This is a genomic window from Nocardia sp. NPDC058519 (genome assembly GCF_042719755.1).
In the GTDB taxonomy this organism is placed as follows: domain Bacteria; phylum Actinomycetota; class Actinomycetes; order Mycobacteriales; family Mycobacteriaceae; genus Nocardia.
This window is the reverse complement of the sequence record NZ_JBHXNK010000003.1, coordinates 152,212-175,928: the sequence shown is the minus strand read 5'-3', so window position 1 is coordinate 175,928 and position 23,717 is coordinate 152,212. Positions and strand designations below refer to the sequence as shown.

Genomic DNA, 23,717 nt, shown 5'->3' with positions numbered 1-23,717 from the left:
GAGGGCGGGCTCAGGGTTTGTTGGACATGGCGGCGATGAGGGAGTTGGGGCGCATGTCGAGCCAGTGGGATTCGACGTAGTGGAGGCAGGAGGTTCGGGGGGCGGCGCCGAAGGCTACGGTCCAGCCGCCGGGGACGGCGGCGAAGGTGGGCCAGAGGGAGTGTTCGCCTTCGGTGTTGATCAGGACGTAGAACTGGGCGTTTTCGTCGTCGAAAGGGTTGGTCATGGGGTGGCCTTTCTGATGAGAGTGCCGAGGTGGGCCAATGCCGCTGGGGTGCCTTCGATGTCGTTGAGGGCCAGCTCGCCGGTGCGGAACAGGCGGTCGCCGTGGGTGGGGCGGGCGGGCGTGAAGTGGGGGGTGAAGTCGGTGGTGGTGATGCCGTAAGCGGTGATGAGGGCGGCTAATCGGGTGGGGTCGGGCGGTTCGGTGAGGACCACGGTCGCGCCCACGCGCAGCGGGAGCAGGTAGCCGTGCCACGCGGTGACGTCACCGGTGCGGGCTTGGTGCAGGTAGACGTCGCGGGTGGTGAGGGTGTGGCGCGACTGCATGGCGGTTACCCGGTGGACGGCGGCGGCGTGGCTGATGGTGACGCTGTGGGTAGTGCCGGGGGGAAACAGCACGAAGGCAGGGTGTTGCGGCAGGATCGGGGCGCGATGCTCGCTCCGGGCGATCGGTTCGCTGGAGTAGGCCGACAGGTCGACCCGGTCGACCGCGACCGTCGGGATGTCGTATGCCCCGAGGTGTTCGCGGGCGGCGATGGTCAGGGCCAGTGCCGGGTTGACGACCGGTGGGAGCAGGGGGTTCGCGGTGTCTGTCGGCACTACCGCGCCCCCGGCTTTGAGGACCGCGTAGGTGGCGACCACGAACTCGATGGAACGTGGAACATCCACGAGCACAGCCGATTCCGGGCCGATGCCGAGGGCGGTCAGATGCCTGGCCAGTTGGTTGGTGCGCCGGTCGAGGTCACCGTAGGTGATGATCGATGTCGGGCCGTCGCTCGGCGCATGGACGACGGCCGGGTCGAAAGGGGTTGCGGTGGCTTGCGCTTCGAACTCGTCGAGCAGTAGCTCGTCGGGGAGGCCGGCCGAACGGGAACAGGGCCCGTCGTCCACACGGCCGACGAACTCGATTTCGGCGGTCCATGCATCGCCCGGTGGTCTGCGACGCACCAGGTCGCCGGTGGCGAACATGCGGTCGTCCACCGGGCCGATCGGGTTGGCGAGGAAGGTCGCGGCGGTGGCCTGTCTGCCGACGTATCCGCGCGCCAATTGCACACCAGAGACGTAGAGTTCGCCGATTTCGCCGTCGGCGACCGGGCACAGGTGCTCGTCGAGGATCAGCAGTTCGACGTCGTCGGCAGCCGATCCGAACGGCACGACCTCCAGATCGGCGCCGGTCACCTCGTGCGCGACGAACTCACCGGCGGTCTCGGGCCTGCCGTAGACGTGCCACAGGGTCGCTCCGCTCACCGCGCGCAGGGCGGCGGCGGTTTTCGCCAGTTGTGACCCGCCCGAGCCGAGCACGACACGCAGCGAGTCGAGGCGTTCCTCGGCATCGGGTAGCGCCGCCAGTTCGGCAAGCTCTAGATGATCGAAACATGCTGCGGTCACACCGGTTTCGGCGATCGCGTCGGCGAGAGCTTGCGAAGGCGAGACCACCAGCGTGGCGCCGGTCTGCAGAGCGAGCAGCATCTCCCCCACCGCGGCCTGTCCGGTCAGCGGCGCGTGCCAGAGCACGGAGTCGCCGATACCGATACCGCAGAGCCGTTGGCGCCAATTCGAATTCGCCTGTGCCGCACGATGTCCGACTACCACGGCGGTCGAGGCATCGACATCGACCACCAAGTAGGCCGGGTTGTCCGCACTCGGCCCCGGTAGCTCATCGGGGGTGATTTCGACGGTGGCATCGGTGTACAGAACCGGGAACCCGGCGGGGTGCGGCGTTCCGTCACTGGTGAGGATCAATGCGGGCGCGGCCAGTCCGACGGCGCGTCGTTGCTGGTCACCGGGGGTAGCGGGGTCTAGCAGGACGAAGGCGCCACCCGCGGCCAGCACCGCGTGCACGGCGACGACGAGTTCGGCCGAGCGTGGCAGCGAGACCGCGACGGTGGTCTCGGGTTCGACGCCGTGCTCGACGAGGGCCGCGGCCAGCGCGTCGACCCGCTCGGCCAATTCGCCGTAGGTGAGGATTGTCTCGCCGTCGCGCACCGCGAGGGTGTCGGGCTCGCGGTCGGCGTAAGCGGAGAAGGCGGCGAGCAGGGTCGCCGGGTCACGTGGTCGATCGCCGTCCAGGTCACGCAGGAGCGCGGCGAGGGTGGCGGCGGTCGTGACCGAATCCGTGTGCGACATCAGAGTTGTCCTTCCGAGTCGTCAACCGACCCTGCCCCGGCGATTACCGCGGCAGCATCGGTCACCAGTGTTTGCAGAGTGGAAGACAGACCCGCGGCGCCGAGTGCGGCGAGCACGCCGGGCACGAGGCCGGCCAGCGCGACGTTCACCAGCGCTTCAGGTTTCATCTTCGCTCCCATCGCCCTGCTCACCGCGGTGAGCTTGGCGTCGAGTGCTCCGTAGGAGATGGCGTGCTCGCCGTGGGCGAATGCCACGGTCGCCGGCGCGAGCCGAGCTGCCGAGCCGACGAGGCCCGGAAGATCGGCAATGGTGTAAGTGGTTGGTATCGGGGTCTTTTCGGCGTCGGTGCGCATGTCGATGGCACGCACCGCGACAGTGGGATCGGCGGCGACGGCGGTGAGGACCTTGCGGAACCGTTCGGCCAGCGCTTCGACCGTCGACGCGTCGAAAAGGTCGGTGGCGTAGCCGAAGTGGACATCGAGGCCGTCGAGAGCGCCGTTGTCCGTGTAACGCTGCAGGGCGGTGAGGTGCAGGTCGAACTTGGCTTCCGTCAGGCCGGGGTCGAGGGTTCGAACGTGTAGGCCGGGTAGGTCGATACCGCCCGGCGGCATGTTCTGGAAGGTCAACATCACCTGGAACAGCGGGGTGTAGGCGCCGGTGCGGGTGCGGCCCATGGCATCGACCACCTGCTCGAACGGGACATCCGCGTGGGAGAGGGCGGCCAGGTCGCGACGCTTCGCCTGGGCCAGCAGGTCGGTGAACGGTGCGCGCGAGTCGATCTCGGTGCGCAGGGCGACCGTGTTGACGAACATGCCGACGAGGTCGTCGAGCTCGCGGGCGCCGCGACCGGATACCGGGGCGCCGATGGTGATGTCCGCGCTGCCCGATTGTTTGGCCAGCAGGACTGCCAGGGCGCTGTGGACCACGGTGAACAGGGTGGTTCCGTTGGTGCGGGCCACCTGGTCGAGGCTGCGGGTGAGCGCGGCATCGATCTCGAATTCAACGGTCTCACCGAGCATTTCACGCCGGGAGGAGCGTGGGCGGTCGGTCGGCAGAGCCAGCAGTTCAGGTGCGCCGGCGAGTTCGCGGGTCCAGTAGGCGAGCTGCTGGGTGAGCACGCTGCCGGGGTCGGCGTCGGAGCCGAGCAGGTCGCGCTGCCAGGTACTGAAGTCGCCGTATTGGATGTCCAGCGGGCCCCAACCGGGTGCGCGCCCTTGGCTGCGATCTACATAGGCGCGCACCAGGTCCCGGGTGAGCGGGTCGATCGAGTAGCCGTCGGCGCTGATGTGGTGCACCACGACGACGAGGACGTGATCGTCGGCTCCCAGCCGGTAGAGCGCGACCCGGACCGGGGGTGCGGCGGTGATGTCGAACGGCTGCGCGACGAGGGCCGCGATCCGGGAGTCCACATCGGCGGCCGCGACCGGGATCGGGGTGAGATCGACGGCGGCGGACCAGGCGGGCATCACCTGCTGGACCGGGCCTGCGGCGGTGTCCGGGTAGCGGGTGCGCAGGGTGTCGTGGCGGGCCAGGAGGTCGGCGATCGCCGCTTGCAGGGCGGGTAGGTCGAGGTCGCCGGTGAGGCGGATCGCGGCGGGGATGTGATATGCCGCCGACTGGGGTGACAACTGATGCAGCACCCACATGCGTTGCTGTGCCGGGGAGAGGACCGCGGGGCCTTCGCTCGTGCGTTTGGTCAGTGGGGGGCGGGCGCTTGTGCGGTCGGCGGTGGCGAGGTGTTCGGCCAGTGCGGCGACGGTGGGGGCGTCGAACACGGCGGCTACCGGGACTTGGGCGCCGAGTGCGGCGCCGAGGCGGGCGGCAAGGCGGGTTGCCATCAGCGAGTTGCCGCCGAGGGCGAAGAAGTCGTCGTCCAAGCCGACGGTCGGGCAGCCGATCACTTCGGTAAAGGTCTGTGCGACGAGCTGTTCGACTGCGGTGACCGGGGCACGGAAGGCCGCCTCGGCGAAGTCGGGTTCGGGCAGTTTGGCGCGATCGACCTTGCCGTTGGCGTTGAGGGGCAACGCGTCGAGCACCACCAGTGCGGCGGGAACCATGTAGGCGGGCAGGTCGGCGGCGAGCTCGCCGCGCAGTCGGGCCGCGATGGCTTGTTCGTCGCCGGGAGTCAGGTCGGCGACCGCCGCATAGGCGATCAGGCGGGCGCCCGCTCGCTCGTCGGTCTTGGCCACGGCGACCGCGGCGCGCACATCGGCGCAGCGCAGCAGGGCTGTTTCGACCTCGCCGAGTTCGATGCGGAAGCCACCGATCTTGACTTGGAAGTCGGCGCGTTCGAGGTATTCGAGGGTGCCGTCGGCTCGCCATCGCACGATGTCGCCGGTGCGGTACATCCGCGATCCGACGCCGCGGTGTCCTGCCCCGGCGGAAAAGGTCATGAAGGGGTTGGCGACGAAGCGGTCGGCGGTCAAGGACCGGCGACCCTGGTAGCCGCGGGCCAGCTGGTCACCGGACAGGTAGAGCTCGCCTGCTACGCCGATCGGGACCGGGCGAAGCCGGGCATCGAGGACGTACACTGCACTGTTCCAGGCAGGCGTGCCGATCGGGACCACATGCGTCGGGTCTTGGGCCACTTCGTATTCGGTGATCGAGACCGCGGCCTCGGTCGGGCCGTACAGGTTGTGCAGGACAGCTTCGGTGCCACTGGCGCGGAACTCGGTAGCCGCGGCGGCGGGCAGTGCTTCACCGATAGCGAGGACGGCGCGCAGCGAATCGGGCAGTGCCGGTGCGGTTTCGGTGGCAAGGAGCATGCCGACGAGAGACGGCACCGCGTGCAGGACCGTGACGCCGTGCCGGGTCATGTTGGCGCGCAGACGATCTGGGTCGCGCTCGTCGCCGGATCGGGTGACGATCAGCGCGCCGCCGGAGGTGAGCGGGGACCAGAATTCCCAGACCGAGAGGTCGAAGGTGGCAGGGGTTTTCAGCAGGACGCGGTCGGTGGCGGTCATGGTGAAGCGGTCGTGTAGCCAGGCGATCTGGTTGACGATCGCGGCGTGCGGGACGGTGACGCCCTTGGGCCGACCGGTGGAACCCGAGGTGAAGATGATGTACGCGGGATGCGCGGGGCGCAGTGGGGCGATGCGCTCGGCATCGGTCACCGGTTCCGTCGAAAGATCCCGCAGGGCACGGTGATCCAGTTCGAAGACGGGTACGTCCACGGAGATCGGCAGGCCGTCGGCTGCGGTGGTGAGCACGCACAGCGGTGCCGCGGTGGCGACGATGTAGGCGATGCGGTCGACGGGGTGGTCGGGGTCGATCGGCACGTACGCGCCGCCCGCCCGGACCACGGCATGCATGGCGATCACGAGGTCGATGCCACGGCGCATGGCCAGCACGACGGTGCGTTCCGGGCCGACACCCTCGGCGATCAGGAGCCGGGCGACACGGTTGACCTGGGCATCGAAGGTGGCGTAGTCCAGGGATTCGCCGGTCTCGTCGTCGACCAGCGCGAGCGCGTCCGGGGTCCGGTTCGCCTGGCGGGCGACCAGTTCGGTGAGGGTGGTCTGCTCGACCGGATGGGCGGTGTCGTTCCACGTTTCGAGGAGCAGGGTGCGATCGGTGCCGAGTAGGTCGAGGTCGCCGACGACGACATCCGCTGCGGTGGTGACGGATACGAGAACGCGGCGCAGCTGATCGGCGAAGCGTTCGGCAGTTCCGGCGTCGAACAGATCGGTGGCGTAGCCGAGGGCCATCTCGATGCCCGCTGGGGCGCCATCGGCGGCGTAGTTGTCGAGGGCGAACAGGTGCAGGTCGAACTGCGCTACGCCGGAATCGAATTCGATACTCGAGACAGTGAGGCCGGGGAGTTCCAGCTGACCGCGCTCGTGGTTCTGGAACGAATAGCCGACCTGGAACAGCGGGTGCCGCGCGGTGGAGCGGGCCGGGTTGAGCACCTCGACCAACCGCTCGAACGGCACATCGGCGTGTGAGAACGCGGCGATGTCGGCGGTGCGGGCCGCGGCGAGCAGGTCGGTGAACGTGGCGTCACCCATGACCGGGGTGCGCAGGACGAGGGTGTTGACGAACATGCCGATGACCTCGTCGAGTTCGGCTTCGCCGCGGCCCGCGTTCGGGGTGCCGACAGCGATATCTGCGGTGCCGGAGACCCGGGCCAGCAGGGCCGCGAAGGCCGCGTGGACCACCATGAACAGCGTGGCGCCGTTGCCACGGCCGAGGGCGATCAGCGCGGCGTGCAGATCGGCGTCGACGGTGAAGCTCACCTTGTCGCCGCGCAGGCTCTGCCGGGCCGGTCGCGGCCGGTCGGTCGGCAGGGCCAGCTGATCGGGCAGTCCGGCGAGCTGGGTCTGCCAGTAGCCGACCTGCTGGGCGGCAACGGATTCCGGGTCGGCTTCGTCCCCGAGCAGGTCGCGCTGCCACAGTGCGTAGTCGGCGAACTGCACGGCCGGCGGTGCCCAGCCGGGTGCGGTATCGGCGAGCCGGGCGGTGTACGCCCGCATCAGGTCGGCGACGAAGGGTGCGATGGAGGAGCCGTCGGCCGCGATGTGGTGCATCACGGCGGCCAGCACGAATTCGGTGTCGGCCACCTGGAACAGGCGCATGCGCACCGGGATCTCGGCGGTGACATCGAAGGTGGTCTCGGCCAGTTCGCGAATCGCCGCGGGGAGGTCGGCATCGGTCATCGCGATCGGTTCCAGCGACGGAACGGCGTCGGCGGCCGCCACGATCGACTGCATCGGGGTGCCGTCGACGTCGGTATCGGCGGCTCGCGAGACCGGGTACATGGTGCGCAGTGACTCGTGCCGGGCGACCACGTCGGCCATCGCGGCCCGCAGGGCTCCGGTATCGAGCGCACCGCTCAGGCGCAGCGCGAACGGGATGTTGTAGGCCACCGACGCGCGGTCGAAGCGGTTGAGGAACCACATTCGCTGCTGGGCCGGGGACAGCGGAAGGACCTCGGGACGGGCCCGGCCGACGAGCGCGGGCCGATCGACCGTGGACTGGGCATCGACCGCCGCGGCCAGCTCGGCGACGCGCGGCGCCTCGAACAGGGTCCGCACACCGACACGCCGGTCCAGCGCGGCACCGACCCGGGCCACGGCCTTGGCTGCCAGCAGAGAGCTGCCGCCGAGGGCGAAGAAGTCGTCGTCGGCGCCGACCGGCTGGTCGTCGGTACGGCCGAGGACCTCGGTGTAGACGTCGGCGATGATCTGCTCGGTGATCGTGGCGGGCTTGCGGTAGACGGTGGTCTCGAAGACGGGTGCGGGGAGTGCGGCACGGTCGAGCTTGCCGTTGACCGTGAGCGGGATGCGGTCGACCGGCACGACGGCTGCCGGGAGCATGTGCTCGGGCAAGGTTCGCGCCAGTTCCTTGCGCAGGGCGGCGGTGTCGATGTCGGCGGACTCCGCGACCAGGTAGGCCACGATTCGCGGCTCGTCGACGAGGTCGGTACGGACCAGCACCGCGACTTCGCGCGGGGCCACCGAGCTGTGCAGCAGCGCCGCCTCGATCTCACCGAGTTCGACACGGAAGCCACGCAGGTTCACCTGCTGGTCGGCGCGGCCCAGGTATTCGAGATCGACGCGGGTGTCGACGGTCGCCGAAGGTGACAGCGCGAGATCGTCGGGCACAACCGTCCAGCGGGCGAGGTCGCCCGAGCGGTAGGCGAGGGATCCGGGCGGTCCGTAGGGGTCGGCGACGAAGCGGCTCGCGGTCAGGTCGGGTCGGCCCAGGTAGCCGCGCGCCAACTGTGGTCCGGAGACGTAGATTTCGCCGGGGACGCCGACCGGGACAGGGCGCAGACGCGAATCGAGTACGCGCACTGTCAGTCCCGCGATGGCGCCGCCGATCACGCTGGCGGAGCCGGTGTTCGGGGTGATCTCGCGGTAGGAGGCGTGGACGGTGGTCTCGGTGATGCCGTACATGTTCACCATGCGGGGCGAGTCCGGGTGGCGGGCGAACCAGCCTGCCAGGCGCTGGGGCTCGAGTGCCTCGCCGCCGAATATCACTGTGCGCAAGGCGTATTCGATGGGCGCCGGGGTGGCCAGGTCCGCGGCGATGAGCTGGTAGAACGCGGACGGCGTCTGATTGAGGACGGTGACGCGTTCGGTGCGGAGCAGCTCACGGAACTGTTCGGGCGAGCGGGACGTGAAGTAGTCGACCAGGACGACCGAGCCGCCGTGGAGCAGGGCGCCCCACAACTCCCATACCGAGAAGTCGAAGGCGTAGGAGTGGAACATGGTCCACACATCCGACGGGCCGAAGCCGAAGCGCTGTGCGGTGTTGTCCAGCAGCGCAATAACATTCGAGTGCGGAACGACGACGCCCTTGGGGCGGCCGGTCGAGCCGGAGGTGTAGATGACGTAGGCGGCGTTGGCGGGGGCCAGTGGCGTCCGCCGGTCCGCGTCGGTCAGTGGCTCGGCGGCGAAGTCGGACAGGTTGGCCGCGGCGGGGTCGATGACCGGGCCACCGAACCAGTCACGTGCCAGGCCGGTGTCGTCGTTGCTGATGGCGCAGTGCGGGCGGGCGTCGTCGAGGACGTATTCGATGCGATCGGCGGGGTAGTTGGGGTCGATCGGCAGGTAGCCACCGCCCGCCTTCAGCACCGCGAGCAAGGCGACGGGCAGCTCCACCGAGCGCGGAAGTGATACCGCAACCAGTGATTCCGGGCCGACGCCCGCGGCGACGAGACGTCGGGCGAGCCGGTTGGACCACTCGTCGAGCTCGCCGTAGGTCAGGGCGAGCTCGCCCGCCTTCACGGCGACGGCGTTCGGGTCGAGGGTGGCGGCGCGGGTGAACCGGTCGACCATGGTGTCGGCGGCGGCCACCGAAGCGCCGGTGGACGACCAATCGTGCAGGGTGCGCTGCTGTTCTTCGGCGCTGAGCAGCTGGATGTCGCCCACCACGACGGTCGGGTCGGCGACGACGGCGGCCAGCACCTGGGTGAAGCGGCGGGCCAGTACCGCGACGCTTGGCTCATCGAACAGATCGGTGGCGTAGGCGATTTCGATTGACATGCCGTTCGCGCGACCGTCGATGTCGACGGATTCGCCGACAGTGAACTGCAGGTCGAACTTCGCCACGGCGGCATCGAAATCGACCGGCTCCACGCGTAGTCCCGCTGCCGCGAGCGCGGGGACGGTGAAGTTCTGCAGTACCAGGGCTACCTGGAACAGCGGGTGGCGGTTGCGCGACCGCGCCGGGTCGACGGCATCGACGACCTGCTCGAACGGGATGTCGGCGTGCGAGAGCGCGTCGAGGTCGCCCGCGCGGACGGCGTCGAGGGCGGTTTCGAATTCGGCGCGCGGGTCGATCTGGGTGCGCAGGACCAGGGTGTTGACGAACATGCCGATCAGTCCGTCGAGGGCGGCCTCGCCACGGCCCGCGACCGGAGTGCCGATGGCGATATCGCCGGCGCCGGACAGCCGGGCCAGCAAGACGGCGAGGGCCGCGTGCACCGTGCTGAACAGGGTGGCCTCGTGCTTGCGGGCCAGTTCGCGCAGTTCGCTGTGCAGATCGGAGTCGATCTGGAAGCGGTGGACGGCGCCACGGTAGGTGGATTCGACGGGGCGGGGCCGGTCGGTCGGCAGGTCGAGCTGCTCGGGGAGACCGGCTAGGCCACGGCGCCAGAAGGCGAGTTGCGTGTGCGCGAGCGATTCGGGATCTGCCGCGTCACCGAGGTTTTCGTGCTGCCAGAGCGCGTAGTCGGCGTACTGGATCGGCAGTGGTGCCCAGGTGGAGGTGACGCCTTCGCGGCGGGCGGCGTAGGCGGCCATCAGGTCGGCGGCCAGTGGGCCGAGCGAGAAGCCGTCCGCGGCGATGTGGTGGACCACCAAGACGAGTATGTGGTCGCCGTTCACCGCGAACAAGGCCGCACGCAGCGGGATTTCGGTGGTGAGGTCGAATCGGACCGCGGCACAGGACACCAGGCGTTCGGGCAGTTCCGCCTCGGTGATCTCCTCGGGCCGCAGGGTGAGTGCTGTTGTGGCCGAGATCAGCTGTTCGGCGCCCTCCGGCCCGTCGGGGTAGCTGGTTCGCAGGGATTCGTGCCGGGCGACCAGGTCGGCGAGGGCGGCTTCGATGGCAGCGATATCGAGGTCGCCGGCGAGTCGGAGCGCGACGGGAATGTTGTCGACAGCGTCGCCGATGCCCTCGACGTCGGCGAGGTAGCGGTTGAGGAACCACATCCGGCGCTGTGCCGCCGACAGCGGAATCCGCCGGGGTCGTTCGCGGGTGGTGAGTTCGAGGCGGCCACCGGTGCCGCGCAGGGCGGTGCACCGGTCGGCCAGGTCGGCCACGGTCGGTGCGTCGAAAAGCAGCCGAACCGGGATCTGGGTGTCGAGGGCGGCGCCGAGGCGAGCCGCGACCTGGGTGGCATTGAGGGAGTTGCCGCCGAGGGCGAAGAAGTCGTCGTCGAGACCGACTTCGCGATCGGCGGGAAAGCCGAGCACCGTGGCGAAGGTGGCGGCGACGATGCGTGCGACCTCGGTGGTCGGCGCACGGAACACCGCGGCCTCGAAACTCGGTGCGGGCAGCGACTTTCGGTCGAGCTTGCCGGAGGCGTTGAGCGGGAATTCGTCGAGCACCACGAAGGCGGCGGGAACCATGTAGGCGGGAAGGGCGCGGATCAGCGTGGACTTCACCGCGTCCACGTCGACGTGTTGTGGCGCGACGAGATACGCGACCAGGGTCTCGTCGCGGACGACGACCGCGGCCTGGGTGATCTCGGGAAGTCCGGACAGTACGGCTTCGATCTCGCCGAGCTCGATCCGCAGACCACGCAGCTTCACCTGGAAGTCGGTGCGGCCCAGGTACCCCAGTTCACCGTCGGCCGTCCAGGTGACGAGGTCGCCGGTGCGGTACATGCGTTCGCCAGGGGTGAAGGGGTTGGCGACGAAGCGGTCCGCTGTCAGATCGGCGCGGCCCGCGTAACCGCGTGCGAGTTGAGCGCCGGCCAGAAACAGCTCGCCGGGAACACCGACGGGGACCGGGCGTAGTCGGCCGTCGAGGACGTACACCTGGGTGTTGTGCACAGGTGCACCGATCGGGACGGAGACGGTGTCGGCGTCGATCACCTCGTGGAAGGTGACGTCGACCGCGGCCTCGGTGGGCCCGTACAAGTTGTGCACAGCCGTACCGGTGCGCTGACGCAGCAGCTGGGCAGGTGCGGGCGGCAGCGCCTCACCCGACGCGAACACCAGGCGCAGCGATGCGCAGTTCCCGGCCGGTTCGGTGCTTGTGGCCTGCACGATCGCGGCGACGAAGACCGCGAGCATCGATGGGACGAAGTGGGCGACGGTGATCTGCTCGGTGTCGATCACCTGGGCCAGGTAGGCCGGATCGCGGTGCCCGTCGGGCCGGGCCAGGACGAGGCGGGCCCCGATTTGCAAGGGCCAGAAGAACTCCCACACCGACACATCGAAAGTTGCGGGCGTCTTCTGCAGGACGGCGTCGTCGGGGGTCAGGCGGTAGGCGTCCTGCATCCAGACCAGGCGGTTGACGATGGCGGCGTGGGAGACGACGACGCCCTTGGGCTTGCCGGTGGAGCCGGAGGTGAAGATCAGGTAGGCGGCGTTCCCGGGTGTCAAGGTGCCGAGGCGGTCGGCGTCGGTGATCGGTTCGGACGAGTAGTCCGTGGTGTCGAGTTGCTCGAGATCGAGAATCGCGGGGCGAACGGTGGCGGGCGCGTCTTCGGAGTCCACCGCGGAGAGGTCGATGTCGTCGATCGCACGGGTCAGGACACAGATCGGGTCGGCGGCGGCGATCACCTGGGCGATGCGCTCGGCCGGGTGGTCCGGGTCGAGCGGCACATAGGCGCCGCCCGCGGCGAGGACCGCGTACATGGCGACGACGAGGTCGGTCGAGCGACGCATGCCGAGAGCCACGGTGCGGTCGGGACCGACGCCGATCGAGATCAACAGGCGGGCCAGGCGATTCACGTTTTCGACGAGCTCGGAATAGCTCAGCGATTCGCCTTCGAAGGTCACCGCGGTCGCATCCGGGGTGCGCTCGGCCTGCGCGGTGAACAGCGAGACCAGTGTCATGCGCTCGTGGACCGGGTACGCGGTGTCGTTCCAGACGTCGAGCAGGTGGGTGCGCTCCGCGGTATCGAGCAGGTCGATGTCGCCGATCACGACGCTGGGATCGGCGGTCACCGTATCCAGCAGCCGCAGGAAGCGGGTGCCGAAATCCGCGACGGTCTGCGCGTCGAAGAGGTCGGTGGCGTACTCGAAACGGCCGAGCAGTCCGTCCGCGGTCTCGCGCAGGGTCAGGTGCAGATCGAATTTGGCTGTGTGGGTGTCGATCTCGATCTCCGAGGCGGTCAGGCCCGCGAGTTCGAGTTCGGTTCGGGAGTTGTTCTGGAAGTCGAGCATCACCTGGAACAGCGGGTGCCGGGCGGTCGAGCGCTCGGGGTTGAGCACCTCGACGAGACGGTCGAAGGTGACGTCGGTATTGGCGAGGGCGCGCAGGTCGCCGTCGCGGACCGTGGCGAGGAGTTCGGCGAAGGTGGCTTCGGGCCGGAGCTCGGTGCGCAGCACGAGCGTGTTGACGAACATGCCGACCAGGTGGTCGAGCGCCTGGTCACCGCGACCGGCGACCGGGGTGCCGATCGAGATGTCCTGCTGGCCGGACAGTTTGGTGAGTGTGGCGGCGAATGCGGCGTGCAGCACCATGAACAGCGAGGCGTTGGCTTGTGCGCCGATGCCGCGCAGTCGCTCGGTGATCGCGGCGGGAATCGTGAATGCCTGGCGCGCACCGCGCCCCGAGGCTACGGCCGGGCGGGGACGGTCACTCGGCAGGGAGAGCAGGTCGGGGAGATCGGCCAGTTCCGTTGTCCAGAAAGCGATCTGCCGCGACATGGACGAATCGGCGTCGTCCTCGTCGCCGAGCGCATCGCGCTGCCAGAGGGCGAAGTCGGCGTACTGCACCGGCAATGGCGTCCACTGCGGTGCGGTGCCGGACCGGTGGGCGGCGTAGGCGACCATCACGTCGCGGGTCAGTGGTGCGACGGACCAGCCGTCGGCGGCGATGTGGTGCAGCACGAGGACTAGGACGTGCTCATCGGTCGCGGTGTGCAGCAGGTGCAGGCGGACCGGGGGTTCCTGGTCGACCACGAACGGGATGGCGGCCAGCGCGCGGATCCGGGTGTCGAGGTCGATCGGGGCGATCGCGTGCGGTTCGAGGGTGATCGTCAGCTGGCCGGCGTCGAGCACCTGCTGGAACGGGATGCCGTCGACGGCGGGGTAGCGGGTCCGCAGGGCCTCGTGCCTGGCGAAGACCGCGGCGACGGCGGCGTTCATCGCGGCGTAGTCGATGGCGCCGGTCAGGCGGATGGCGGCGGCGATATTGTCGGCGACCGAGTCGGCGTCGAACTGGTTCAGGAACCACATGCGCTGCTGGGCGTAGGACAGCGGAATCCGTGGCGGCCGTGGCCCTGCCACCAGCGCGAGCCTTGGCTCGACCACTTCCGCCGAGCCGAGCAGAGCAGCCAGAGCGGTGACGCTCGGCGCCTCGAACAGCGCCTTCAGCGACACCGCGCGACCGAGCGCGGTGCCGAGGCGCGACACCACCTGGGTGGCGACGAGAGAGTTGCCACCGAGCGCGAAGAAGTCGTCGTCGGCACCGACCTGCTCGACCCCGAGCACCTCGCCGAACACCTGAGCCACCACGGACTCGGTGCCCGCGGCGGGCGCACGGAAGGCGCGCGCGGTGAACACCGGCTCCGGCAGCGCCCGGCGATCGAGCTTGCCGTTGGGGGTGAGCGGCAGCGCGTCGATCACGACGAACGCGGACGGCACCATGTGCGGGGCGAGGATGCCGCGCAGGGCAGCGGTGATCGCGTCGACATCGGTACCGACCACCTCCGCCATTCCGGCAGCCTCGCGTCCGGCATGCGCTTCGCCGATGGCAGCGGGCACGAGGTAAGCGACGAGTTGGTCGCCGCGGTGCGCGTCGGCGCGGACGAGCACGACGGCCTGGCGGATCGACGGCAGCGCGAGCAGGGCGGTTTCGATTTCGCCGAGTTCGATGCGGAAACCCCGGAGTTTGACCTGGTCGTCGTTGCGGCCCAGGTATTCGAGGGTGCCTTCGGTGGTCCAGCGGACCAGGTCGCCGGTGCGGTACATGCGCTCGGACGGTGCCCACGGGCAGGCGAGAAAGCGGGTCGCGGTGAGGGCCGCGCGGGAGCGGTAGCCACGGGCCACCTGGGCACCCGCGACGTACAGCTCACCTGCGACGCCGGCGGGGACCGGTCGCAGGCGGGCGTCGAGTACCCACTGGGTGATGCCGCGCAGTGGCGTGCCGAGGGTCAGCGGGGAATCGGCGGTGAGGGGGGCGCTGATGTTGGTGGCGACCGTGGTCTCGGAGGGGCCGTAGGCGTTCACGAACGCGCGCGGGACGGGTCCGGTGGTCCAGCGGGCGATCAGGTCGGGCGGGCAGGCTTCGCCGCCGACCATCACCATGCGAAGGGCGTCGAGCCGGGTGGGGTCGAGAACGGCCAAGCCGGACGGGGTCATCAGGGCGTGTGTGACGCGCTGCTCCGAAAGCAGCTGGGCCAGTTCGTCTCCCACGTGGCGACCCAGCGGGGCGATCACCAGCGTCGCGGCGGAGTTCACGGCGAGCAGGAATTCCATCACCGAGATGTCGAAGGACGGGGAGCCGACCTGCAGGACGCGGGCGTCGGCGGTGCCGAACATGCGGGCGGTTTCCTCGGCGGCGAACCCGGCGATGCCCGCCTGGGTGACCAGCACGCCCTTGGGGAGTCCGGTGGAGCCGGAGGTGTAGATGACGTAGGCGAGGTGCTGGGTGCGCAGGGGGCGGACGCGGTCTACGTCGGTGACGGGATCACTGGAACGCCAAGCACATTCGGCCATCAGCTTCAGTTCGTCGAGGACCAGCCAGTCGATCGGGCCGGGCAGCGCGGGCTGCGACTCGGACACTGTAAGACCTAGTCGCGCACCGGAATCGGACACCATATGGGTGATCCGATCGAGCGGGTAGCTCGGATCGACCGGCAGCCAGGCGGCACCGGACTTCGCGACAGCCCACACCGCGAGGACCGATTCGATGGAGCGGGGGATGCCGACGGCGATCACATCGTCGGGGCCGATCCCACTGTCGATGAGGACCCTGGCCAGGAGTGACGACGCCCGGTCGAGTTCGCGGTAGGTGAGGGTGCGGTCGCCGTCGGTCACCGCATCGCGATCCGGGTCGGCCGCGACGGCGGTGGCCAGCAGGTCGGGAAGCAGACCGGTGGCGGTCACCGGTCCTCCGCGCATACCGGTGAGCTGGGAAAGTTCGGGCGCCGACAGTAGTGATAGGTCGCCGACCGCAGTGTCGGGGGCGGTGACTGCCGCCGACAGTAGTCGCACGAAACGCGCACCTAGTGTGTGCATCTCGGGTTCGTCGAACAGGTCGGTGGCGTAGAGGGTGACGGCTTCGATGCCTGCGGGTTCGCCCGCTGCACCGCGTCGTTCGGCGAGGGTGATCTGCAGGTCGAATTTGGTGATGTCGAGTTCGATCTCACCGACCGTGACCGGCGAGCCCGCCAGCTCGAAAGTGGTGTCGAGAACGGCCTGGAAGTTGAGCGCCACCTGGAACAACGGGTGACGGGACTGCGAGCGAGCCGGGTTCACGACGTCGACCAGGCGATCGAAGGGAACGGTGGCGTGCGCGAAGGCGGCGAGATCGGTTTCGCGGGTGTGCTCGAGCGCGGCGATGAAGCTCGCGGCCGGGTCGACCTCCGTGCGCAGCACCAGGGTGTTGACGAACATGCCGATCAGGTCGTCGATGGCGCGGTCGCCGCGGCCCGCGACACCGGTACCGATGGCGATATCGGTGGTCCCGGACAGGCGCGCGAGGAGCACGGCCAGCGCGGTGTGCAGGACCATGAACAGCGAAGCGCCTGCCTGCTGCGCCAGGTCGGCGAGCTGACGGTGCAGGTCGGCGTCGATGGTGAAGGCGGTGCGTGCGCCGCGCATGCTCGGCTCGATCGGCCGCTGACGCGCTGAGGGCAGCTCGAGCTGGTCGGGCAGACCCGCGAGAGTCCGCTCCCAGAACGCGATTTCGCGCGAGGCAAGCGACTGTGGATCGGTTTCGGCGCCGAGGAGTTCGCGCTGCCAGAGGGCATAGTCGGCGTAGTGCACGCTCAGCGGCGACCAGCCAGGGTCGACGCCGTCCGTGGCGGCACGATAGGCGGTGAGCACGTCGCGCACCAGCACCTGCAACGAAACACCGTCCGCCGCGATGTGATGCAGCACGACAGCGAGTACGCACTCCGGCTCGCCGACGAACGCCGCACCATCGCTGCCGACGGGCTCAGTGGCGACGCCGGATCGGCGCGGTGCGGAGTTGTCCACAGCTGTGTCGGCGGTCGCCGGGACGACGAAGATGCCCGCACGGAACGGAGCTTCGCGTTCGAGATCGAATCCGGCGCGAGCGAACCGAGTCAGCTCGGCATCGAGCTCGGCGGCCGACACTTCGGTGGGATCGCCGATGCGGACCAGTCCGGCATCGCGGATGACCTGCTCGGCGACCTCACCGCCAGGGGCATCGACCGCGGGGAACACGGTGCGCAGGGCTTCGTGGCGGTCGACAACCGCGTTCAGGGCGGCGACCAGGGCGGGGAGATCCGCGGTGCCACGCATGCGGATGACGAAAGGCATGTTGTAGCCGGGGGCCGAGGGGTCGAAGCGGTTGAGGAACCAGATTCGTTGCTGCGCTGGAGAAAGCGGAATCAGCGCCGGGCGGGAGCGCGCGGTGAGCACCGGGAGCTGGGCCGAGACACCGGTGTCGTCGCGTTCGGTGATGGCGGTGGCGAGGCGGGCGACGGTGGTCGCGCCGAACAGGTCGCGCACACCGAGGCGGCAGCCGAGGTCGGCGCCGAGGCGCGCCGCGACCTGGGTGGCGACCAGGCTGTTGCCGCCGAGGGCGAAGAAGTCGTCGTCGCGGCCGACGCGGTCGAGGCCGAGCACCTCACCGAACACCCTGGCCACCGTCTGTTCCACCGGGCCGACGGGTTCGGCGTAGGTGACGACGGTGCGGGTGGGGGCGGGCAGCGCCTTGCGGTCCAGCTTGCCCGACGCGTTCACCGGGAGGGCATCGAGCAGCACGAACGCGGCGGGCACCATGTAGGCGGGCAGCGCGCGCAGTGCGGCCTCGCGCAGATCAGCGATCGCGACCGAGCCCGGCTCGGCTTCCACGACATAGGCGACCAGCTGCTCGCCGACACCCGCGTCGTCACGGACCAGCACAACGGCACGCGCCGCGGAATCGACACTCTCCAGCACGGCCTCGATCTCGCCGAGCTCGATCCGCAGACCACGCAGCTTCACCTGAAAGTCGGTGCGCCCCAGATATTCCAGCTCGCCGTTGGTGGTCCAGCGGACGAGATCGCCGGTGCGGTACATCCGCTCACCCGGCAGCGGGTGCGTGACAGCGACACCGGACCCGGCGTCGGTGGCGACAACCGCGGGCGCGGCGACGAAACGTCCGGCGGTGAGCTCGGGACGTCCTACATAACCCCGGGCGAGCTGTACCCCCGACAGATACAGCTCACCCGGAGCCCCGACCGGAACAGGCCGCAGCCGTGAGTCGAGAACATGGAGCCGGGTGTTGAACACCGGCGCGCCGATCGGCACCGTGACCCGGTCGCTGTCGTTCACCTCGTGGAAGGTGACATCGACGGCGGCCTCGGTCGGGCCGTAGAGATTGTGCAGCCGGGCACCGGTCAGCAGCCGCAGCCGCTGGGCAGGCGCGGCGGGCAGTGCCTCGCCGGACGCGAAGACCAGTCGCAGCGAGGTGCGCTCGGCGATTTCCTGTTGGGCCAGAAAGACTTCGAGCATCGACGGCACGAAATGCGCGACGGTGACGCCGTATTCGGCGATCACACGGCGCAAATACCCGGGATCGCGGTGGCCGTCCGGCTCCGCTAGCAGCAGGGTGGCGCCGATCTGCAAGGGCCAGAAGAACTCCCACACCGACACGTCGAACGTCATCGGGGTCTTCTGCAGCACCACGTCGGCACCGTGCAGCCGGTAGGTCTGCTGCATCCACACCAGCCGGTTCACGATCGCGGCGTGCTCGACCGCGACGCCCTTGGGCAGACCGGTGGAGCCGGAGGTGAAGATGACATAGGCGGGATGACCGGGGCGCAGCGGCGCGGTGCGGTCGGCGTCGGTCAGCGGGGCGTCGTCGTAGTCGCCCAGCTCGATGGCGTCCACGGCCAGCACCGGCAGCCCGTCGACGTGGGCACGGTCGCGGGTGGTGGTGAGTACCGCGGCCGGGGCGGCGGTGGCGAGGATGTGCGCGATGCGCTCGGCCGGATGATCCGGATCGATCGGCACGTAGGCCGCGCCCGCGGCGAGCACCGCGTACATCGCCACGACCAGCTCGGGCGAACGCCGAATACTCAGCGCCACCAGCGATTCCGGGCCGATGCCGTCGGCCCGCAGCCGCCGGGCCAGCCGGTTGACCCGCTGAGCCAGCTCGCGATAGGTCAGCGTCGCGTCCCCGGAATGCGCGCCGTCGGCATCGCTGGGCGCGTCGGTGCGCGATGACGTCGCCATGCGCACGGCCACGTCGTCGGGGGTGCGCGCGACCTGGGCTTCGAACAGGGCGGGCAGGGTGGCCACCGGCGCCGACCGCTCGGCCAGCGCGGCGTCGACATCGAACCGGGTGGAATTCCAGATTCGGGTGCTGACCTGGAGTTCCAGCTCGGTCGCCACCTCGATCGCGCTCAGCGCGGTGTCCAGGTCGGCAGCGGCCAAACGCTCGAGGAAGCCGAGGAAGCGGGCGTGGTGCCTGGCCAGGGTGTCGGCGTCGTAGAGGTGGGGGTTGGCCTCGAAATCGACGTGCACGCGGTCGCGGTCGCCGTAGTAGACGTTGAGGCTCAGGTCCTCGATCGGGCCGGTGGACAGCACCCGGTATCGGCCGGTGGTGGTTCCGAGCGTGAGGTCACTGCGGAAGAGCATGAAGTTGGCGAGCGGGCCGAACAGCGCGCGCCGGGCGGGGCGGCCGTCGTCCTCGGCGTCGCGGCGGATGTCCTCGGCACGGTAGCGCTGATGACGCAGCGCACCCGCCACCTCGACCCGCGCCGCGCGCAGCAGCTCACCCCAGGTGGCGGCCGAACCCGCCGCGCCCGTCGGCAGTCGCAGCGGCACGATATTGGACAGCATCCCCGCCGAGCGACGCATGACCGCGGTGGTCCGGGCAGTGACGGGCAGGCTCAGCACCGCGTCCGGGCGGTCGGTGAGACGGCCGAGATAGGCGGCGAAGGCGGCGAGCAGTACCGCGGAGATCGTCGAATCATCGCTGGCGGCAATGGTTTCCAGCCGGTCGACCAGTTTTTCCGACAGGCGCCCGCCGGTCACCAGGTTGATCGCCGAACGCGGCGCGGTACGGCCGTCGAGCGCGGTGGGGCTGTCGAGGCCGGCGATGCGCTGCGCCCAGTGCTCACGGTCGCCGACGAAACGGGTGCTCTCGCGATAGCGCTGTTCGCCCTCGACCAGCACCGACAGCTCACCCGGCACCACCTCGCGGGCCGGGGCGTCGAGCATCCGCGCGGTGTAGAGCTCGGCGATGCGCTGGGAGTTGGTGAATGCGCCGTACCCGTCGAGCACGATGTGATGGCCGCGTAGGTACCAGAACCAGCGCGCGTCGCCCACCCGCAATACCGCGCCGGCCACCAGCCGGTCGGTGAGCAGGTCGATCGGGGCGCCGAACTCCGCGCGCATCCATTCGTGCGCGGCGGCCACGGGGTCGTCGTGGTGGCGCAGATCGATCAGCGGCAGCTCCTGCTCGACCGCGATGGTGTGGTCGACGTACTGGTGCGGGACGCCGTCGAACTCGCCGATCCGCACCAGCGGTGAACCGTACGCGTGTGCGGCCTCGGCCGTAACCTGTTGCAGCACAGCGGCATCCAGCTCACCGTCGATGTCGACGTACTGGGCGATGGTGATCGGGACGTCGGGGTCGAGCAGCTGCGCGTACCAGACACCCAGCTGGGCCGGGGTCAGCGGAAACGGCAGACCGACAACCTGTGCTTCCTGTGGTCGCGCACTGAACCCACCCAACTCCGTACCGTGCACCAGAGCCTCCTCGTATCGCGAAAGAACAGCAGATCGAATGTTTTCGGGCAGCACGAATACACCTCGTGAACCGAAAGATTCGATATGAACGCGGTGGGCGTGCCGCCACACTCGCGCAAGATCCCCGACAGATCATGTGGACGAGATCGACGACCGAGGGGCCGCCGAGGCAACGGACGAGGTGTCCGTCGCGGGTGCCTAGCTGTTGATCATTCCTCCAACGGCTTTGTCAGTTACATCACATGGGCGCCTGTCCATGCAGTGCCGACAGTAAGCCTTCGATTAATAAAAAGGTACTTTTTCCGGTAAAAAACCTCGGTCGATTGTCCAGTCCGTACCGGGGGTTGGTCACGACCATGGCACGAGTGTGGGCTCCAACACATCGGCCACCGATATGTGAGCCATCACACCTTCAGACCGGGACACTATGATCCGAAACGTTGCATCTGCGTTGCATCGGCGCCGATGCGCCGGTCGAGCACCCGGATCTTGGCTTCTATCTGCGCATACAGCGGCGAATCACGATCGACAGTCGACCGGTACGCGGCCCACGCCGCGGCATCGTCACGCCCTTCCGGGCACGACGTCCAGCGACGCAGCACGCCGGTATCGGGGGTGGCCAGCACGGCCGTCCGCAAACGGACCCGGAGCTCGTCGCGGATGTCGCAGATGCCGGGCGCCGAGGAGCGCGGGAGCACCGGACCCGCGTACAAGCGCAATGCGGATTCGATATCACCGGAGTCGAGCGCGGCCCGCAAGGCCTCCACATCGGTTGCGACATGCACGCGCAGACGGTAGGGGCGCGATCCGACGACCGAGGCACCGACCACCGACCGCAGCCGCGACATCGCCGCGCGAATCGTGCCGTTGTCCAGATCGGTGTCGTCCAGCAGCAGTGCCAAGTGGTCGGCGCCGAGGCCTTCGGGATATTCGGTGAGCAAGAGCAGGATCTCGGCATGACGCTGCGAGAGCGGCACCCGCTCCCCCGCGATGCTCAACTGAGGTTGACCCAGCCCGAGCACGTCGAGGCCGAGCTTGGCCTGCTCGGTGTCGTCGCGGTTCGCCGGAGCCGGTGCCGCGATGCCGTGGCTCGCGCGCATCGCCCGCAGCACCAGGTCCATTTCGGCGGCGGTCGCGGCGGCTTTGACCAAAGCGAGGATTTCAGGCTTGGCCACCCGCATCCCGCCGGCAATCATCAAAACGCCGATCAGGCGGCCATCCGGCTCGTGAACGGGGGCCGCGGCGCCGGTGATCTGGTGCATGCGATGCAGGAAATGTTCGGGTCCGTGGATCCAGGTGGCGCGGCCGGTGCGCACCACGAGGCCGACGGCATTGGTGCCGATCCGGCGTTCGCTCAGATCGTCACCCTCGCGCACGCCGATCTCGGCGGCGGCGGCGACCTGCTCGGGATGACCGTGCACCGACAGCACACGACCGAACTGGTCGGCCACCGTCACGATCAATCCGGCCTGCGACGCGTCCTGGACCAGCAGTTTGTCGATCAAGGGCATCAGTGCGGCGATGGGATGGGCATCGCGATAACGCTCCAGATCGGCGCCGCGCAGCCCGCGACCGTCGATGACGTCCGTCGGATCGACACCGCCGCGCACACCGCGCAGCCATGATTCGAGAACGAGCGGACGTAGTAGACCGGCCAGCTGGGTAAGCTGTTCACCACCGGCACTGAGAAATCCATGGGCCTGTGCGGCATAGGCTTCCAGAGCCCCGAGCTGCGCGCCCGACTCCGATGCCTGCCGTGGGGGCCTCCCACCTGCAAGATTGCTGACCATTTGCCTTTCTTTCCCGCTACAAACTGTACCGGGCAGTTATCGGGCGAAACGACAGAAGTCTGGGTTTGTCCCGCAGGTCACATCGTGGTATCGACTGTCACTTCGTCACGCCCCCGTGTAGTCCGCTATAGCTGCGGCGAGCATCACTGTCGTGGCCTGTGGACCACGGCCCAGCGGGACCGGCACGACCGACAGATCGGCGACCGTCAGGGCTTCGATGCCGTGGACGCGGCCCTGTTCGTCGACCACCGCGCGCTCGTCGTGCGCGGGGCCCATGCGGCAGGTACCGGAAAGATGTTGAGAAGTACCCAGGTTGGCCTGCAGCCAGGCATCGTCGATGGGGCCGATTCGCCGACCGAGCAGATCCGCGGTGAACGCTACGCCGTCGCGAAGGCGGGCGCGGTCTCGTTCGCCGCGGAGATAGCGCTGGTCGACCTGGGCGGGGACGGCCGGATCCGCCGAAACCAGGGTCAGCTCGCCCGTCGACTCGGGATGCATCAGGGCGACCCCGATCCTGCGAAGACCCGGCGTGAACATCGGGGTGTACGGGCGTAGTTCCAGGTCGCCGATTTCGAGGACGTATTCGAGCGGGACGGCGGGCTCGGCGGGCCCGTGGTCGGGGAATTCGACGCCGATCTCGGGGTGATCGGTGCACCACGCGCCGACCGGAGCGGGCCGCACGATCGGCACACCGAGCGAGCGCAGCAGTGGTTCGGGCCCGATTCCGGATCTGATCAGCAGTGCGGCCGACTCCACCGCACCCGCGCACAACACCGTCTGATCGGCATAGGTACGCCCGCGCTCGCGACCGCGCGCCCACTCCACACCGATCACCCGGGTACCGCGCAGTAGTAGCCGGGTCACCATGGTGTCGCCGGTGACCGTCAGATTCGGTCGCTCCATCGCCGGATAAAGATGAGTGAAAGCGGGCCCCGCTCGATGACCTCGCGACACCGCCAACGGCACCGGGCCGTATCCATCTGTGTGGTTCGCACCGGGCCCGGTCGGTTCGTTGAGGTCGGGGATTTCGGTGAATCCCGCTGCCGCGCAACGCTCCGCGAATTCAGCGCTGAACGCGGTGCAGTCGCTGGTTCGTGAGATCGGGATCGGGCCTGCGACGCCGTGGCCGGGGGACGAGCCGAAATCCAGGTCGTGTTCGAGGTCGCAGAAAACGGGCAGCACCGATTCGAACGACCAGCGCGGGCCTGCCACCGCACTCCATGCCGCGAAGTCGGTGGCGGGTGGGCGGATGAAGTAGCTGCCGTTGATCGAACCGGATCCACCGATCAGCTTGCCGCGCACCAGGTTTCCCGGGTACCGCCACACCACCCGGGAGTCGGGACCGACCGGGAGGTGACCCGGGTCGAGCAGTTCGGTGGGCAGCTGCCCCATCGTCCGGTAGGCCGGTCCGGCTTCGAACACCAGCACCGAACGCGCCGGGTCAGCACTGAGCCGGGCGGCGAGCACACACCCCGCCGACCCGGCTCCGACGATGAGAGTGCTCGTCACGCAGTCGTAT

General features: G+C 69.1%; 5 protein-coding genes. All 5 read right to left on the bottom strand.

Annotation, left to right across the window (positions count from 1 at the left end; all coding sequences use genetic code 11):
- Positions 1 to 10: 10 nt before the first annotated feature.
- Positions 11 to 226 (bottom strand): MbtH family protein, encoded by a 216-nt coding sequence (locus tag ACFWPK_RS05305; protein WP_378913309.1) that lies wholly within the window; start codon positions 224 to 226, stop codon positions 11 to 13.
- Positions 223 to 2,349, bottom strand: coding sequence for an AMP-binding protein (locus ACFWPK_RS05300; protein WP_378913308.1), 2,127 nt, complete (start codon positions 2,347 to 2,349; stop codon positions 223 to 225). Before ACFWPK_RS05300 ends, ACFWPK_RS05305 begins: the two co-directional genes overlap by 4 nt.
- Positions 2,349 to 20,408 carry a non-ribosomal peptide synthase/polyketide synthase gene (locus ACFWPK_RS05295; RefSeq protein WP_378913306.1) on the bottom strand — a complete coding sequence of 6,020 codons (18,060 nt, stop codon included), beginning with the start codon at positions 20,406 to 20,408 and terminating at the stop codon, positions 2,349 to 2,351. The genes ACFWPK_RS05300 and ACFWPK_RS05295 overlap by 1 nt, the downstream gene beginning before the upstream one ends.
- A gap of 425 nt (positions 20,409 to 20,833) precedes the next feature.
- Positions 20,834 to 22,198, bottom strand: coding sequence for a GAF domain-containing protein (locus ACFWPK_RS05290; protein WP_378913305.1), 1,365 nt, complete (start codon positions 22,196 to 22,198; stop codon positions 20,834 to 20,836).
- 105 nt (positions 22,199 to 22,303) lie between these two features.
- The gene (gene mftG, locus ACFWPK_RS05285; protein WP_378913304.1) at positions 22,304 to 23,707 is read right to left on the bottom strand and encodes a mycofactocin system GMC family oxidoreductase MftG; all 1,404 of its coding nucleotides are present in this window, start codon (positions 23,705 to 23,707) and stop codon (positions 22,304 to 22,306) included.
- Positions 23,708 to 23,717 lie beyond the last annotated feature (10 nt).